Annotated in this window: 13 protein-coding genes; 5 read left to right on the top strand and 8 right to left on the bottom strand. The window is 72.4% G+C overall.

The features are described 5' to 3' along the window. The first annotated feature begins 245 nt into the window (after positions 1-245). Positions 246-1,700 (top strand): glyceraldehyde-3-phosphate dehydrogenase, encoded by a 1,455-nt coding sequence (locus tag AXW62_RS25680; RefSeq protein WP_060946594.1) that lies wholly within the window; start codon positions 246-248, stop codon positions 1,698-1,700. 278 nt (positions 1,701-1,978) lie between these two features. Here the strand turns inward: AXW62_RS25680 and AXW62_RS25675 are convergent, their stop codons facing one another. From AXW62_RS25675 to AXW62_RS25640, 8 genes are all read right to left on the bottom strand, one after another. Continuing rightward, positions 1,979-2,950: an arabinan endo-1,5-alpha-L-arabinosidase gene (locus AXW62_RS25675; protein WP_060946593.1), complete on the bottom strand. Its 972-nt coding sequence runs from the start codon at positions 2,948-2,950 to the stop codon at positions 1,979-1,981. Positions 2,951-3,269: 319 nt separating this feature from the next. Further along, positions 3,270-4,040: a DUF427 domain-containing protein gene (locus tag AXW62_RS25670; protein ID WP_252368725.1), complete on the bottom strand. Its 771-nt coding sequence runs from the start codon at positions 4,038-4,040 to the stop codon at positions 3,270-3,272. Between the two features lie 106 nt (positions 4,041-4,146). Beyond that, positions 4,147-4,470: a hypothetical protein gene (locus AXW62_RS25665; protein ID WP_060946591.1), complete on the bottom strand. Its 324-nt coding sequence runs from the start codon at positions 4,468-4,470 to the stop codon at positions 4,147-4,149. A gap of 491 nt (positions 4,471-4,961) precedes the next feature. After that, the gene (locus tag AXW62_RS25660) at positions 4,962-5,930 is read right to left on the bottom strand and encodes an acetylxylan esterase (protein WP_060946590.1); all 969 of its coding nucleotides are present in this window, start codon (positions 5,928-5,930) and stop codon (positions 4,962-4,964) included. Positions 5,931-6,139: 209 nt separating this feature from the next. Continuing rightward, positions 6,140-6,466 (bottom strand): substrate-binding domain-containing protein, encoded by a 327-nt coding sequence (locus AXW62_RS25655; RefSeq protein WP_252368723.1) that lies wholly within the window; start codon positions 6,464-6,466, stop codon positions 6,140-6,142. Between the two features lie 710 nt (positions 6,467-7,176). After that, a complete protein-coding gene (locus AXW62_RS25650; RefSeq protein WP_060946588.1) occupies positions 7,177-7,404 on the bottom strand; it encodes an SGM_3592 family protein in 228 nt (75 codons plus the stop codon). A 101-nt stretch (positions 7,405-7,505) separates the two neighbouring features. Beyond that, positions 7,506-9,467 carry a glycoside hydrolase family 127 protein gene (locus AXW62_RS25645; protein ID WP_060946587.1) on the bottom strand — a complete coding sequence of 654 codons (1,962 nt, stop codon included), beginning with the start codon at positions 9,465-9,467 and terminating at the stop codon, positions 7,506-7,508. A gap of 180 nt (positions 9,468-9,647) precedes the next feature. After that, the gene (locus AXW62_RS25640; RefSeq protein WP_060946586.1) at positions 9,648-10,733 is read right to left on the bottom strand and encodes a MerR family transcriptional regulator; all 1,086 of its coding nucleotides are present in this window, start codon (positions 10,731-10,733) and stop codon (positions 9,648-9,650) included. A 273-nt stretch (positions 10,734-11,006) separates the two neighbouring features. Between AXW62_RS25640 and AXW62_RS25635 the strand changes: the two genes are divergently transcribed. The 4 genes from AXW62_RS25635 to AXW62_RS25620 all read left to right on the top strand — a co-directional run bounded on the left by AXW62_RS25635 (position 11,007) and on the right by AXW62_RS25620 (position 15,274). Continuing rightward, positions 11,007-12,038, top strand: coding sequence for a PLL family lectin (locus AXW62_RS25635; RefSeq protein ID WP_060946585.1), 1,032 nt, complete (start codon positions 11,007-11,009; stop codon positions 12,036-12,038). A gap of 361 nt (positions 12,039-12,399) precedes the next feature. Then, complete coding sequence (locus AXW62_RS25630; RefSeq protein WP_060946584.1) at positions 12,400-12,930, top strand: LamG domain-containing protein; 531 nt, start codon at positions 12,400-12,402, stop codon at positions 12,928-12,930. Positions 12,931-13,001: 71 nt separating this feature from the next. Further along, entirely contained in the window at positions 13,002-14,009 is a 1,008-nt protein-coding gene (locus tag AXW62_RS25625) for an aldo/keto reductase (RefSeq protein WP_060946583.1), read from the top strand. Between the two features lie 221 nt (positions 14,010-14,230). Beyond that, on the top strand, positions 14,231-15,274 hold the full coding sequence (locus AXW62_RS25620; RefSeq protein WP_060946582.1) for a CobW family GTP-binding protein: 1,044 nt from the start codon (positions 14,231-14,233) through the stop codon (positions 15,272-15,274). Positions 15,275-15,459: the final 185 nt, after the last annotated feature.

Here is a 15,459-nt window from a genome sequence, read left to right as displayed (position 1 = left end):
GGGCGGAGGGCGGCGGGGCGGAGGGGCCGCGGGGCCGTCCTCGTCGTGGGCCTGCTCGGACGATCCCGGCGACGCGCACCTGCCGGGCGCCGCGGGGCGGACCGGACTTTCCGGGAACGCGCCCTGCCCGGCGCGGCGTTGGCGCGGCCCGCCGGGCGCGGCGGCACGCTTCGGTAGCACCGCCTGAAGACCGCTCTGACGTGGGGGTTAGCATATGAGCGCCGCCTAGCTCGAAAGAGAAACCAGTGACGCTCAACGAGGACTCGTTCACCAATTGGAAGCACCGCGAGGAGATCGCGGAGTCGATGATCCCCCTCATCGGGAAGCTGCACCGGGAGCGGGACGTCACCGTTCTGCTGCACAGCCGTTCCTTGGTGAACAAGTCGGTCGTCAGCATCCTCAAGACCCACCGGTTCGCCCGCCAGATCGCCGGTGTGGAACTCTCGGTCACCGACACCCTGCCCTTCCTGCGGGCGCTCACCACGCTCGACCTCGGCCCCTCCCAGATCGACATCGGCATGCTCGCCGAGACCTACGGGGCCGACGACCGGGGTCTGTCGGTGGAGGAGTTCACCGCCCGGTCCGTCGCCGGTGCCACGGGCGCCAACAAGATCGAATGCCGTGAGGGGCGCGACGTCGTCCTCTACGGGTTCGGCCGGATCGGCCGGCTGGTGGCCCGCCTGCTCATCGAGAAGGCGGGCTCCGGCAACGGCCTGCGGCTGCGCGCCATCGTCGTCCGCGGGGGCGCCGGCCGGGCCGCCGAGGACCTGGTCAAACGCGCCTCGCTGCTGCGCCGCGACTCCATCCACGGCCAGTTCCAGGGCACGATCACCGTTGACGAGGCGACCAGCACGATCGTCGCCAACGGCAACGAGATCAGGGTGATCTACGCCGACGACCCGACCTCGGTGGACTACACGGCGTACGGCATCAAGGACGCCATCCTCATCGACAACACCGGCAAGTGGCGCGATCGCGAAGGGCTGTCGAAGCACCTGCGCCCCGGCATCGACAAGGTGGTGCTGACCGCCCCGGGCAAGGGTGACGTCCCCAACATCGTCCACGGCGTCAACCACGACACGGTCAAGCCGGAAGAGCGGATCCTGTCCTGCGCCTCCTGCACCACCAACGCGATCGTCCCGCCGCTGAAGGCGATGGCGGACGAGTACGGCGTGCTGCGCGGCCATGTGGAGACCGTCCACTCGTTCACCAACGACCAGAACCTGCTGGACAACTACCACAAGTCCGACCGTCGCGGCCGCTCCGCGCCGCTCAACATGGTCATCACCGAGACCGGTGCCGCCTCCGCCGTCGCCAAGGCCCTGCCCGACCTCCGGGCGAAGATCACCGGCAGCTCGATCCGCGTCCCGGTGCCGGACGTCTCGATCGCCATCCTCAACCTGCAGCTCGCCCGCGAGACCACCCGCGAGGAGGTCCTGGACTACCTGCGCGAGGTGTCCCTGACCTCGCCGCTCAAGCGCCAGATCGACTTCACCAGCGCCCCCGACGCGGTCTCCAACGACTTCATCGGCTCGCGCCACGCCTCGATCGTCGACGCCGGCGCCACCAAGGTCGAGGGCGACAACGCGATCCTCTACCTCTGGTACGACAACGAGTTCGGCTACTCCTGCCAGGTCATCCGCGTCGTCCAGTACATCTCCGGGGTGGAGTACCCGACCTACCCGGCCCCGGTGGCCTGATCCCCGGCCCCGCCGGTCCTGGACCCGCGAGTACGAACCGGAAGCCCGTCTGGGGACCCTCATCTCCCGGCTCGCCATCTTCGTGGTGCCGTTCCTGGCGGTGTGGCTGGTGATCCTCGGCATCTTCTACGGCGCGGATCTGCCGCTCGGGCCCGGAGCGCACATCGGCGTCAAGTGACCCTTCCGGTACGGACAACGGCTCCCTCCCAGCGCCACGGGGAGGGAGCCGGAGGGCTGGGGGACCGGCGGGCGCGCGGAACCCGCGGCGGGGCAGGGCTTCAGTAGGCGGTCGGCCAGCCGCCGGTCCAGCTCAGCAGGTTGACGCCCAGCTTCGGTGTGCCGTTGTCCTGGCCGTCGTAGTAGTGGTAGACGAGCAGATCGCCGTCGACGTCGCTCATCACCGACTGGCCGCCGGGACCGATGTAGCGGCCGTGCGACTCCAGCACCGGGGAACCGCCGTTGTCCAGCATGTTCACCCCGTTCTTGTCGTAGTACGGCCCGGTGGGGCTGGTGGCGCGGCCGACCTTGATCTTGTACGTGGAGCCGGCGCCCGCGCAGCAGGTGTCGTACGACGCGAACAGGTAGTAGTAACCGTTGCGCTTGACCACCGCGGGGCCCTCGATCGCCTTGGTGCCGGCGGGCCGGGAGGCGATGCTGTAGACGGTCCTGTCGCCCGCGTACTGCTTACCGGTGGAGGGGTCCAGGCGGATCATCTTCAGCCCCGACCACCACGAGCCGAACGACAGCCACCACTTGCCGTCGCTGTCGACGAAGAGGTTGGGGTCGATGGCGTTGTAGCCGCTGCTCCCGGTGGTGGAGTGGACGATGCCGTAGTCGGTCCAGGTCCCGGCCCTGCCACTGGCGGAGCCGGCGACGCCGATGGCGGAGTTGCTGGAGCCGAAGGACGAGACGGCGTAGTACATCAGGTACTTGCCGCCCTGGTACGAGATGTCGGGCGCCCAGGGGTCGTTGTCGGCGGAGTACGTCTTCCACCAGGAGGGCGGGGTGGTGAAGGCGCTGCCCGAGCGGGTGAAGGCGATCCGGTCGGTGGAGGTGCGGGCCTCCAGGCCGCCGTGGGTGGAGTAGAGCAGATAGGTGCCGTCGGTGGCGCGGATCATCGACGGGTCGTGGACGACGGTGTCGCCCGTGACCAGGCCGGGGTTGGGGTAGGCCGAGGCGCCGGTGGGGAGCAGGGCGAGCAGGAGTGCGGCGGGCAGCGTGAGCCATCTGGTGCGGCGGTGCGCTTTCATGGGCGGTTCTCCTCTCGTGGGCCTGGGTGTGCGCGTGCGGTGACCTGACACCGAGGAGGCGGACGAGGGCCGCCGGTGGCGCTGGTGGATCACGGGTGCGGCTGCGGTGGCTCGTCCACCGACGGAGCGAACTGATGGAGCGTCAAGTCTATCCGCGCACCCGGCCACGGGGTGGCGGACCGGCGCCCTGGGGGGGGGGGATGGGGTGGTGCTTCGGGCGGACGGATCGGCGCCTTGGGGGGATGGGGTGGTGCTTCGGACGGTCGGACCGGCACGGCCGCGGGGGCGCCGGTGCGCCGCGTGCCCCAGGAAGCCCCGCCTAGCGGTGTTCCCTCTCCCAGATCGCCCTGCTGACCGGCGCGGGGCGGGGAAGCGGCTGCCCGTCGAGGCAGAGATCGACCCTCTCATTGTGGAAGGCGACCAGCCCCGCGATGGGGGTCACCTCCGGGGCCGGGACGTCATAGGACCAGGCGATGTCCGGATAGGTGGCCCGGTCGGTCCGGACGGCCCAGTAGCCGCTCGTCCGTCCCTTGTACGGGCAGCTGGTGACGGTGCCGGTGGGCCGCATGCGCGTCCAGTCGAGGTACGAGCGGTCCAGGTAGTAGCGCGTGGGGAGCCCGGTCTCCAGCACCATCACCGAGTACGGCGCATCGGCCAGCACGGTGCCGTCCAGCATGACGCGGACACCGCGCCCCGACCGGAGCGTGTCCACGCGGGTGTAGGGGTTCCTGGGGTGGACGAACACCTGCTCGTCCTCCTCGAACCAGGCGTCGATGGCCTCCCACCGGAAGGTCACGTGCCCGACGATGCCGGAGGGCGCGTCGCCGGCCCACTCCCAGGCCGCGCCCGGGCGGGTGAGCGAGCCCATCCGGAGGGTCTGGCGGCGCGCTCCGCCGACCCTCAGCGCCAGGCGCCGGCCCTCATCGGCAAGTGCCCCCTCGACGACGTCCTCGGAAGGGACGCAGTACTGCGGATAGCCCGGCCAGAGCCAGACGTAGCGGGCCCGTACCGTGTCGAAGACGGGGTGCCCGGCGACATAGCCGCGGATGCGGCGCGCCACGGGCTCCACGTGTCCGACCGGAACGATCATCGCGGGGTGATCCGGTGGATGCGGTGTGCGGTCCGTCATGTGATCCACACGTCTCGAGCCGATGCCGGGCAGGACCGGGGTGGGGCGGCAGGGGCGGGGCGGCCCGTCACGCCTCTTCCAGGGCCTCCCCGAAGTCGCGCAGTGCCGCGCCGTGCTGGCTGTGGGCCAGCCCGTGTCCGATCCCTATCGCCAGCGCGACCGGCCATTCGATGATCTCGAGTGCGGCGAGCAGACCGAGGCCCGCGAGGAAGGTGAGCTGCTCCTTCGAGGGCAGTTCCAGCTGCCGCCCCGCGAGGTCGACGGTCACCGAATGGCGCGACTGGACGCGTGCGGCCGCGGCGCGGGGCCCCTGGGGCGCTCTCCGCTCGGCCGCATCCGCCGATCGGGCGTCCGCGCTGGTGGGAGTGGCTGTCTTGGTCGCTTTGGCCATGATTTCGATCCGTTCATCGACCGGTGACGGACGACCGCGCGGTGACTCTTCCACTCTAATCCCACCTCCATGGCTCACGCCCGGTGGCGGTTACGTGCCATGGTTTTGGCCGCTCCGGCGAGAAGCGCGGGGTTGCGTCCACGGCGTGGGTATGCGGTCGAAGTGGCTCGCTCCGGTTGCGGCCAGGGACTCGCCGGTGTCGGGGGCGGCCTTGGTTTCGAGCCGGATCGTGGCCGCCGTCCCGGTTGCTCCGCGCGGGGAGCGACCCGAACCCGTCTGTCGACGGCCCTGCCCCCGGTGCCCCGAGTGGCGTCGGCGAGTACGCCGGGGTGCCCCGTTGTCCGGAGTGAGCGGCGCCGGGGGACCGGCTCGGCGGAACGCGGCCCGCCCCGCTCCCGGGCGCCCCCGGCCCCGCCATCGGCCCGCGGCATGGCTCAGCCGCGCAGACCAGGACCGCCGGGGCCCCGGGCCCCGGCACCGGCCGCCCCGGTTCAGCCGAACAGCCCCCGCAGGAAGGCGATCTGCTCGGCCTGCTGATGGGTGCTCCCGCCCTCGTGGCCGTTGAAGGACCACACCTTGATGTCCTTCTCACCGGCGTAGTGGTGGTAGGCGGCGAAGCCGCAGGAAGCCGGGGTGATCTCATCCCGCAGGGCGGTTGAGAACAGCGCCGGCGCGTTCGCGCGGGCCGCGAAGTTGAGCCCGTCGAAGTGGTCGAGGGTGGCGAACACCCGCTCCACCAGATGGCGCTGGCCCGCGCAGAACCGGGCCAGCTCACCATAGGGGTCGGCGTCGGTGATCTCGACCGCGCGCCGGATGTGCGTCATGAACGGCACGTCCACCAGCGCCGCCGCCAGATCCGGCACCAGCCCGGCCGCCGCCAGGGCCAGCGCGCCGCCCTGGCTGCCCCCGCTGACCACGATCCGCCCGGTGTCCACCAGCGGATGCGCGCGGGCGGCCTCCACCGCCCGCACCGCGTCCGTGTAGAGCCGGCGGTAGTAGTAGTCGTCCGGGGACAGGACGCCCTGGGTCAGCTTGCCCGGCGTCTCGGGCCCGGTGCCGCCGACCGGATCGGGGGTGGCGCCGGGGAGGTGCTGGACCCATCCCTGGCCCCGGCTGTCCATCACGAAGACCGCGTAGCCCACCGATGGCCACAGCAGCCAGTTGTGCGGCAGCCCCCGGCCGCCGCTGTAGCCGAGGTACTGCACCACGCACGGCAGCGGGCCCGCCACGTCCCGCGGGGCCAGCAGCCAGCCGCGTATCCGGTGCCCGCCGAAACCGGAGAACTCCACGTCATAGGTGTGCAGACGGGTCAGCCCGGCGTCGGTCGCGGTGAACACCGCGTCCAGCGCGCGGGCGCGGGCCTCGGCGAGGGTCCGCTTCCAGAAGGTGTCGAAGCCGTCCGGTTCGGGCAGCGGGGGCTGGTAGCTGCGCAACTGCTCGAGGGGCAGGTCGATGAACACGGTGGGCGGACCTCCGTAGCGATCGGTGCGGTGAAGGGACGGCGGGTCAGCGGTGGGGGACAGGGCCGGCGACGCGGGATCGTCCGGATACCCGGCCGGAGTTCGACTCCTCGGTCACGACGGAGTGCGGGGCGGGGGAGTGGTACCGGACGGGATCATGAGCCGGGCGGACGGCCCGGTCCGGATGGCCCCCAGCACCTCGCCGGCCATCAGCCGCGGCAGCGTGCGCGGCGCGGTGCGGCGCCCGTCGTCTCCGGCAGCGGCTGACGGACCGTCGTGAGCGCGGGCGTGATCCAGCGGGCCCGCGGCAGATCGTCGGAGCCCACGACGCCGATGTCCGGCGGCACCCTCGGGGCCCGCCCCGTGACCGCCTGGTACACACCGAGCACCATCCGGCCGGAGCGGACGAAGACGGCCGTGGGCGGATCCGGCGGACCCGGCGGCGCACCCATCCGGTGCCGTCCGCCTGGGCGCGCCTCGCCGATGCCGCCGTGGCACGCCCAGGCGGACGGCGACGGCAACCCGGCCGCCGCCATCGCCGACCGGTACCCGGCGGCCCGGCCACCGTCGCGCACCGCCCGCCCGGGGCCTGGCGACCACCGCGATCCGGCGGTGTGCCGGCCCGATGGGGTGCCCGGTCGCGGCCGCCCCGCCCTCCCGGTCGGCGGCCGCGGGTGCGGGGCCCGTCGATCCCCAGGTACGAGCCATCGAGACTCCCCTTCTGCGACCACCCCGCGGAACCCTCGCCGGGCAGCAACCGGCCTCTACCGTAAGGCCGCCTCAAGTCGCCGGGAAGACCCCGGGGCCGGGGCGGCACGCCCTGCCCGCTCCGTGTGGTTCCGCCGCCCGGGAAGGGCGGCACGGCACGGCCACGGTCCGGCCGTGCGTCCTGGCCCTGCCACCGTCCCCGGCACCCGCCCCCGGCGATGGCCGGACGGCCGCCCGGGACGGAGCCCACGGCCAGGGGCCCACGGCGGGCGCCTTCGGCGAACGCGTCCCCGCGGACGGTGCGGACGTGCTGCCCGTGGCCTCCGGTGCGGTGCGCCCTGCCGGGTCAGCCGGTCGGTAGCGTGGCGCGCACCCGTGTGGGGGCCGGGCCGTCGGTGTCCGGGTGACCAGTGGGATGTGGGCGGTGTGGACGTGCTGCCCGCGGCCTCCGGTGCGGTGCGCCCTGTCGGGTAAGCCGGTCGGTAGTGGGGTGCGCACCCGTGTGGGGGCCGGGCCGACCGGGCAACGGAGGGCGAGGTCAGCGCCGTCGGCGCCGTCTGCGGCGCTTGCTCCAGAACCAGCCGGCCGGCGGCTCGTCCGCCCGCCAGGGCTGGGGTTCGGGCGCCCCGCGCCGCCACCGCGCGGTCAGCATCCGGGTGCGCGCCGCGGGCTCGGAGACCTCGGCGCCCCGTATGAAGTCCTCGTCGAGGACGACGTCGTCCCAGCCTTCGGCGTCGTCCCCTCGTGGGGTGGATCCGGTGCTCACGGGGCACCTCCCGTCCGCCGGTGCCCCTCGGGCACAAGAGCAGTTTCCTCGGGGGGTGAACGTGCGGGGCCGTCGCGGGGTTCCGGCGGCGCCGTGCCGGGCTACACCGGGATCCACACCCGCATCGCGCCGCGCTCGCGGTTCGCCCACGCGTAGTACGGGATCGCCGTCACCGGGACCCGCGCCGCGGTTTCCGCGCCGCCGGTGTCCCCGCCGGTGCCCTCGCCGCCGTCCCGGTACGGCCACCAGCCGTCGCGCGGGGCGGTACGGCGCAGGGCCCGGGAGGTGATCACGGTCACCCCGCCGAGCAGCTCCGGCCGGTGCTCCGCGCCGAGCGCGGCGCCGGGGGCGAGGGCGATGTCGTCCAGCCGCAGCCCGGCGGGCTGATCGGGCTGCTCCAGGCAGTACACCAGCGGGCCGCGCTCGATCGCGGCACAGCCGCGCACCGCGTCGACCCGCGGATCGGGCCGGGTGAGCCGGGCGTCCAGCGGCAGGCTCAGCACGGCCGTCTCACCGGGCCGCCACCGCCGCCGCAGCCGCAGCCAGCCGTTCTCGGCCCGTTCGGCCACCGGCTCCCCGCCGACCGTGGCCTCGTACGCCGCCGCCCAGTGCGGGATGCGCAGCGACAGGGTCCAGTCCGCGTCCCGGGGGGCCCGGTCCACGACCACCGCGATCCGCCCCTCCCAGGGGTAGCCGGTGCCCACCCGCACCGCCCCGCCGCCCGCCTCGTACGAGCCGGAAGCGTACTGGTGCAGCTGGAGCCCCCCGGCGTCGCCGCTCGCCATGTAGTGCGGCAGCGAGGCCAGCAGCCGCATCACGTTGGGCGGACAGCAGGCACACCGGAACCACGGCGTCCGGTGGGTGCTCTGATCGGTGGCGGTGGCCTGACCGCTCGCCCCGTCCTGGCGCACCTGCAGCGGATTCACATAGAGCCAGCGCTCGCCGTCCAGCGAGACCCCCGACGCGAAGCCGTTGAACAGGGTCCGCTCCACCAGGTCGCTGTAGCGGGCGTCTCCCGTCAGCAGCGCCATCCGCCATCCGAAGTGGACGGCGGCGACGGCCGCGCAGGTCTCCGCGTACGCCCGGTCCGGCGGCAGCTCGTACGCGTCCCCGAAGGACTCCAGCTCGTGCCGCGACCCCACCCCGCCGGTCAGATGGGTCTTGGTCGCGGCCATGTCCTCCCACAGCCGCACCAGCGCGTCCCGCAGCTCCGTGTCGCCGGTCTCCGCCGCCACATCGGCGGCTCCGGCCAGGAGGTAGAGCTGACGCACCGCGTGCCCGGCGACCGCCGTCGCCTCGCGCAGCCGCACGTGGTCCTGCCAGTAGGCCGCCCCGGGCCGGGGGCCGGCCGAGCGGTCCTCCGGGCCGTCGCCGAGGCTGCCCTGTCCGCGCCGGTCCACGAAGTACCGCGCCAGATCGAGATAGCGCCGCTCACCGGTCTCCCGGTACAGCTCGACCAGCGCCGTCTCGATCTCCGGGTGTCCGCACACCGTTTCGTCCTTGCCGGGCCCGAACGTGGCATCGACGAGATCGCCGCACCGCACCGCCACCTCGAGCAACTCCTCCCGGCCGGTGGCCCGGTGGTGCGCGACGGCGGCCTGGAGGAGATGGCCCGCGCAGTACAGCTCGTGCCCCCAGTGCGGTTCGGTCCACCGCCGGGCGTCCGGCCCCAGCTGGTAGTGCGTCTGCAGGTAGCCGTCTTCGGCCTGCGCGGCCGCCACCATCCCGGCCAGCCGCTCCACCTGCCGGGACAGCTCCTTCGCGGCGGGTCCCTCACCACCGTCCGCCAGCTGCCAGGACGCCGCCTCCAGCCACTTGTGCACATCGGAGTCCTGGAAGGGGAAGTCGCCCCGGAAACCGGACTCCGCCGGCGCGGCTCCCGCCGCGGCCCGCAGATTGGCCAGATTGCCCGCCCGCTCCAGCCGGTCCGGCCCCTGGGGAAGGCTCACCTCGGCGTTGACACGGCGTCTGGCCGCCCAGAACCCCCCGGTGATCCGTGCCGCGGTGGCCGGGCGGAGCGCGGTGTGCGCTGCCGGTGAGAGCCGGATCGGACCTGTGGACATCCGCCTACCCCCTCGTGCCGCGCCGCCGGGCATGCCTGACTCCCGGTCGTCAGCAGTGGAAACCGGTTTCCATCGCGAGCATATGGAGGCTTTTCTCCGGCCGACAAGGCTTTGCACACACGATTCAACAAACTTCGACAAACGGTCACGGTGTGCGGGGTGGACGGGCACGGCGATGGCTCATGCCGAGGTCAGCGCCGCCTGTTCGGCCACATCGGCGACCACGCAGGTGACGTTGTCGGGTCCGCCCGCGCGGATGGCGAGGGCCACCAGCTCCCGTACGGCCCCGCCCGGGTCGGCCGCCGAGGCCAGGACGCGCTGGATCTCCCCGGCGGGCACGACCCCCGTCAGCCCGTCCGAGCACAGCAGATAGCGGTCCTCGGCACGGGCGTCCCGCAGGGCGAGGTCCGGCTCGAACGCCGAATCGCCGCCCACGGCCCGCAGCAGCAGCGAGCGCTGGGGGTGCGAGGCGGCCTCCTCCTCGGTGATCCGCCCCTCGTCGATCAGCGACTGGACCACGGTGTGGTCATGGGTGATCTGGAAGAGCTCACCGTGGCGCAGCAGATAGGCCCGCGAGTCGCCGATGTGGACCAGCCCCAGCCGGGAGCCCGACCACACCATCGCGGTGAGCGTCGTCCCGACGTCCCGCAGCGCGGGATCGGAGGCGGCGAGCGCGGACACCGACTCCCGGGCCCGGTGGGCCGCGTCCTCCAGCGCACTCAGCAGCTCCCCGCCCGGGACGCCGGCGTCCAGCGGTTTGAGCGCCTCGATCGCCGCCTCGCTGGCGTGCCGGCCGCCCCCGAAGCCGTCGGCCACGGCGAGCAGGCGCGGACCGGCGTAGCCGGCGTCGTCATTGCTCTCCCGGACCGAGCCGGTGTCGGAGAGCACGGCGTAGCGGATGCGCAGGGTGCTGTGGGCAGCAGACATCGTGGTGTCCTTTCCGGACAGATGGTCGACGAGGAAGGCGGCCAGGTCCCGCCGGGCCGCGGTGTCGGCCTCGACCCGCGCCCAGTAGGCGCGCACCTCGCGCGCCGCCGTCTGCGGGCCGAGTTCGCACACCGCGCGGATGTCCGCCAGCGGCATGCCGAGCCGCCTCAGCCACGCCACCAGACGGGCCCGCTCCAGCTGTGCCGGATCGTAGCGGCGGTATCCGGTGTGCGGATCGACGCGGGCGGGCCGCAGCAGCCCGAGCTCGTCGTACAGCCGGAGCGCCTTGGGGGACAGCCGCGACGCCCTCGCGAACGCGCCGATCGTCAGCAGCTCCATGCCCGCCCTCCTCGTCGCCGGGCGCCTCGCCCGGCCACCATGCATGCTGGGGCTTCCCCCTTGGAGAAGGTCAACGCCGGGTGGCAGTCCAGGGCCTCGCCCGGCGCAACTCCCCAGCAAGTGAGCATGTTCAATCCGATATGCGCCTCTGAAAGTCATCAGTCGGTCATATCCGTACATGTTGCTGTGTTCGGGTATCCGCCATGCTTTCCCCGGGAACTGACGGTGTATCCGTGCGCCCTTCCGGCCTCACGAGAAGAGGGAGGTCCTCTCATGGCCGTTTCCACCACGCCCGGCACCGTCTGGGGCACCTGGATCAACCTGGAAGGCGGCATCCACTCCGAGCCGGCCCCGGTCTCGTTCGCCGACGACCGGGTGCAGGTCTTCGTCCGGGGCGGGTCGAACGTCCTGTGGAGCAGGGTGGAGGCCCGCGACGGGAGCTGGGGGCCGTGGCAGCAGTACCCGGGCGTCTCCGTCGACGGCATCCCCGCGCCGGTCCGGGGCAAGGACGGCAGGATCCGGGTCTTCTACCGCACCCCGGGCAACAACCTCCAGGTGATAACCCAGACCGCCGTCAACTCCGGGTACGGACCGCCCCAGACCCTGGTCACCGGCATCGGAGACGACCCGGCCGCGGCACTCGGCGCCGACGGCCGCGTCTATGTGTTCTTCCCCGGCGCGGACGAGGCCCTGTGGTACATCCGCCACCAGGACCCGCAGTACACCACGTACACGAGCCCGGTGTCGCTGGGCGGCGTCATCCGCGCCACCCCTTCGCCGGTCCTGGACGGAGGGGGACGGCTCGTGGTGGCGGTCAAGGGCACGAGCGACACCCTCTACACCATTCAGCAGCAGGGTGCGAACTCCGCCGCATGGGAGGCGTACACCCTGCACGCCTCCAACATCACCAGCCGCCCGTCGGTGTGCCTGGACGCGGCAGGCCGGGCGCAGATCTTCTACCGGGGTTCGGACGCCGCCGTCTGGCGCGTCGGGCAGAACATCGACTACGACACCTTCGGCGCCGCCGCGCAACTGGGCGGGCAGATCGTCTGGCGGCCCACCTGCGGCCTCGCCCAGGACGGCCGGATCAACGTCTTCGTCAAGGCCACCGACAACGCCCTGTGGGTCGCGGTCCAGGCCACGCAGAACGGCGACCTCTACAACGGCTTCCAGTCCCTGGGCGGGGTCGTCGGCTCCGCGGGTGTCGCCGTCCCCGTCCCCAATGAGGAGAACCTGCTCTACGTCTTCGTCCAGGGCAGCGGGGTCGCCAGGGACCTCTGGCTGCAGCGCCAGACTTTCGTCTGACCGACCGCCGTCCCGCGCCACGGCAACCGCCCCCTCGCCGCGCCGTCGCGCGTCTTCCAGGGCTCCTCGGCTGCCGCAGCCTTCGCACCCTCTCCAGGGGCTGCCGGAAGTCAACCCGCCCCTTGACCTCCGGGCACGTGCGATGGCCCCGGACCGCAGGAGCCCTGTGAGGCTCCCGTATTCGAGCGTTTCTACGCCGGGCAGGCGGGGCTGAAGAAACCGCGGGAGCCCCGTGAGCCCTCCGCATGCCACCGGACCCCGGCGAGCGCCGGCAGCGGCGCACCGGCGGCGCCCACGGCGGTGGCGGCGCGGCTGATCGACCGCGCACCGCCGGTGCCGAGGGCTGTTGACTTCCCCGAAAGTGCCGGTACCTTCGCGGTGCACACGAGCGGTCGCCCTGAACGGCACCGACGGCCATGTCACCCTGGCCGACGACGTCCTCACCGGGGCCGGCGCGTACACCCTGGCCACCTGGGTCCGGCTGGACGGCACCCCCGCCACCTGGGCCCGGATCTTCGACATCGGCACCGGTGTCACCGCCAACATGTTCCTCACCCCCGCCGCCGACTCGGGGAAGCTGCGCTTCGCCATCACCGCGGGCGGCGGCGGAGCCGAACAGCGCATCGAGGCCGACCCGCTGCCCACCGGCCGGTGGGTCCACGTGGCCGTCGCCTACGGCAGCGGCACGGCCGTCCTCTACACCGACGGACGCGAGGTGGGACGCAACACCGCCGTCACCGTCGAGCCCGCCCACTTCGGCAACCACATCCGCGCCGGCTACCTCGGCAGGTCGCAGTACCCGGACCCGTACCTCAAGGCGGCGTTCGACGACTTCCGGGTCTACGGCAGAACACTGACCGCGAATGAGGTCGCCACCTTGGCCAGAAGCTGACAAGCTCTGGCGGGCGGGCCGTGCCACGGTCCGCCCGCCCCCGACCGCACGTACGGACAAGGACGACGCACATGGTCTACCTCGCCGCCGAGAACCGCTACGACTCCATGCAGTACCAGCGCTGCGGGCGCAGCGGTGTGCTGCTGCCGAAGGTCTCACTCGGGCTGTGGCACAACTTCGGCGACACCCACCCGCTGGAGACCCAGCGCGCGGTGCTGCGCCGCGCCTTCGACCTCGGCGTCACCCATATCGACCTGGCCAACAACTACGGTCCGCCGCCGGGCAGCGCCGAGACCAACTTCGGCTCCGTCTTCGCCCAGGACTTCCGCTCCTACCGCGACGAGCTGTTCATCGCCAGCAAGGCCGGATACCTCATGTGGCCGGGGCCGTACGGCGAATGGGGGTCGCGCAAGTACCTCCTCGCCAGCCTCGACCAGTCGCTGTCCCGGACGGGCCTGGACTACGTCGACGTCTTCTACTCCCACCGCTTCGACCCGGACACCCCGCTCGAGGAGACGATGGGCGCGCTGGACAGCGCGGTGCGGCAGGGCAAGGCGCTGTACGCGGGCCTGTCCAACTACCCGCCGGAGGCGATCGCCGAGGCCGCCGCGATCCTCACGGACCTGCGCACCCCGTACCTGATCAACCAGCATCCGTACTCCATCCTCCAGCGCGATGTGGAGGGCGGGGTGCTCCGGGCGTCGGCCGACGCGGGCGTCGGGGTCATCGCCTATTCGCCGCTCGCGCAGGGACAGCTCACCGACCGCTACCTCCACGGGGTGCCCGACGACTCGCGCATGGCGCTCGGCCACTTCCTCAAGCGCGAGACCCTCACCGAGGAGCGGCTGGCCCTGCTGCACGCCCTGAACAAGCTCGCGCGGGGGCGCGGCCAGACCCTCGCCCAGCTCGCGCTGGCCTGGGTGCTGCGGGACCCTCGGGTGGTCTCCGTGCTGATCGGTGCCAGCAGCGTCGCCCAGCTGGAGCAGAACATCGCGGTGCTGGACTCGCCCGGCTTCAGCGACGCCGAGCTGGCCGAGATCGACCGCCTCTCGGCCGAGGCGGGAGTGGACATCCCCTGACGGGGCCGCCGGAAGGAACGGGACCGTCCGTCCGCCGCACTCCGGTGCGGCGGACCACGGTTCACGCATGAGCGGTGGGACGGGGCCGCGGGAGGGTGAGCGGCGGCGGCTGCCGGGGGAGGGCGTCGGCGAGTGCCCTGGGGTGAGCCGGCCGGGCCGTGGCCGGATAGCATGAGCGGTCCGCCCGCGAACCCAACGATCCGCCGCACGGAGACGCAGCCTTGGCCACACAACGGATTCCGGTCGTCCTCATCACGGGTTTCCTGGGCTCGGGGAAGACCACGATGCTCAACCATCTGATGCGGGACAGCGCGGACACCCGGATCGGCGTCATCGTCAACGACTTCGGATCCATCAACATCGACGCCCTGGCCGTCGCCGGGCAGGTCGATTCGATGATTCCGATCGAGAACGGCTGTCTGTGCTGTGCGGCGGACGCCACCGAGATGGACGAGATGCTCGGCCGGCTCACCGATCCGGAGCTGCGCATCGATGTGGTGGTGATCGAGGCCAGCGGCCTCGCCGAGCCGCAGAGCATGATCCGTACGCTGCTGTCCAGCACCAATGAGCGGATCGTCTACGGCGGGCTGGTGGAGGTCGTGGACGCCGCGGAGTTCCCCGCCACCCGCGCCCGCCACCCCGAACTCGACCGCCACGTCCGCGCCGCCGACCTCGTGGTGCTCAACAAGACCGACCGCGTCACCGAGGAGGAGCGGCGGGATGTCCTGGCGACCGTCCAGGACCTCGCCCCCGGTACGCCGGTCCTGACCGCCGCGCACGGGCGCGTCGACCCCGCCGTCCTCTTCGACCACCGGCCCCGCGAGGCCGCCGGGGAACGCTTCCGGCAGCTGTCGTTCGCCGATGTGTGCGCCGAGGGCCACGACCACGGTCACCATCTGCACGCCGCGTACCAGAGCGTGGAGTTCACCTCGGCCGAGCCGCTCCACCCGCGCCGGGTGATGGAGTTCCTCGACAGCCGCCCGGCGGGCCTGTACCGCGTCAAGGGGTTCCTGCACTTCGCGGGAGCGGGCCGGGAGCGGAAATTCGGACTGCACGCGGTGGGCTCCTACCTCCGCTTCGAGCCGTCGCCCTGGGAGCGCGGTGAGCCCCGCGTCACCCAGCTGGTGCTGATCGGCACCGGGATCGACGCCGACACCGTCACCAAGCGGCTGGCGGAGTGCGCGGCGACATCCACGGAGGAGATCGACGAAACGCACATGATGGGTGTGTTGCGCTACGTGAACGACGTGAACGGGGCGGACTAGGGAAATTCCTGGGATGGGCGGTACAACCCCGCAGCGACGCCACCGGTCCTGCTGGGTGTACCCGAGGTAAACGCTCATCAACGAGCTGGAGGATCCGTGCACCCCCGTTCCCTCGCCACCATCGCGCGCTGCGCGACAGTGGTCGCACTGGTGACCACCCCCGCCGTGCTCGCCGCACCCTCGGC

The sequence above is a fragment of the Streptomyces hygroscopicus subsp. hygroscopicus genome (assembly GCF_001553455.1).
Classification (GTDB): Bacteria; Actinomycetota; Actinomycetes; order Streptomycetales; family Streptomycetaceae; genus Streptomyces; species Streptomyces hygroscopicus.
The sequence above is the reverse complement of the archived record's forward strand: the minus strand, read 5'-3'. Positions and strand labels throughout refer to the sequence as shown.

Bases quoted from the DNA above. Each gene is read 5' to 3' on its own strand.
- AXW62_RS25675 (WP_060946593.1), bottom strand. From the start codon at position 2,950: ATGAAAGCGCACCGCCGCACCAGATGGCTCACGCTGCCCGCCGCACTC.
- AXW62_RS25670 (WP_252368725.1), bottom strand. From the start codon at position 4,040: ATGATCGTTCCGGTCGGACACGTGGAGCCCGTGGCGCGCCGCATCCGC.
- AXW62_RS25665 (WP_060946591.1), bottom strand. From the start codon at position 4,470: ATGGCCAAAGCGACCAAGACAGCCACTCCCACCAGCGCGGACGCCCGA.
- AXW62_RS25655 (WP_252368723.1), bottom strand. From the start codon at position 6,466: ATGGCGGCGGCCGGGTTGCCGTCGCCGTCCGCCTGGGCGTGCCACGGC.
- AXW62_RS25645 (WP_060946587.1), bottom strand. From the start codon at position 9,467: ATGTCCACAGGTCCGATCCGGCTCTCACCGGCAGCGCACACCGCGCTC.
- AXW62_RS25640 (WP_060946586.1), bottom strand. From the start codon at position 10,733: ATGGAGCTGCTGACGATCGGCGCGTTCGCGAGGGCGTCGCGGCTGTCC.
- AXW62_RS25635 (WP_060946585.1), top strand. From the start codon at position 11,007: ATGGCCGTTTCCACCACGCCCGGCACCGTCTGGGGCACCTGGATCAAC.
- AXW62_RS25625 (WP_060946583.1), top strand. From the start codon at position 13,002: ATGGTCTACCTCGCCGCCGAGAACCGCTACGACTCCATGCAGTACCAG.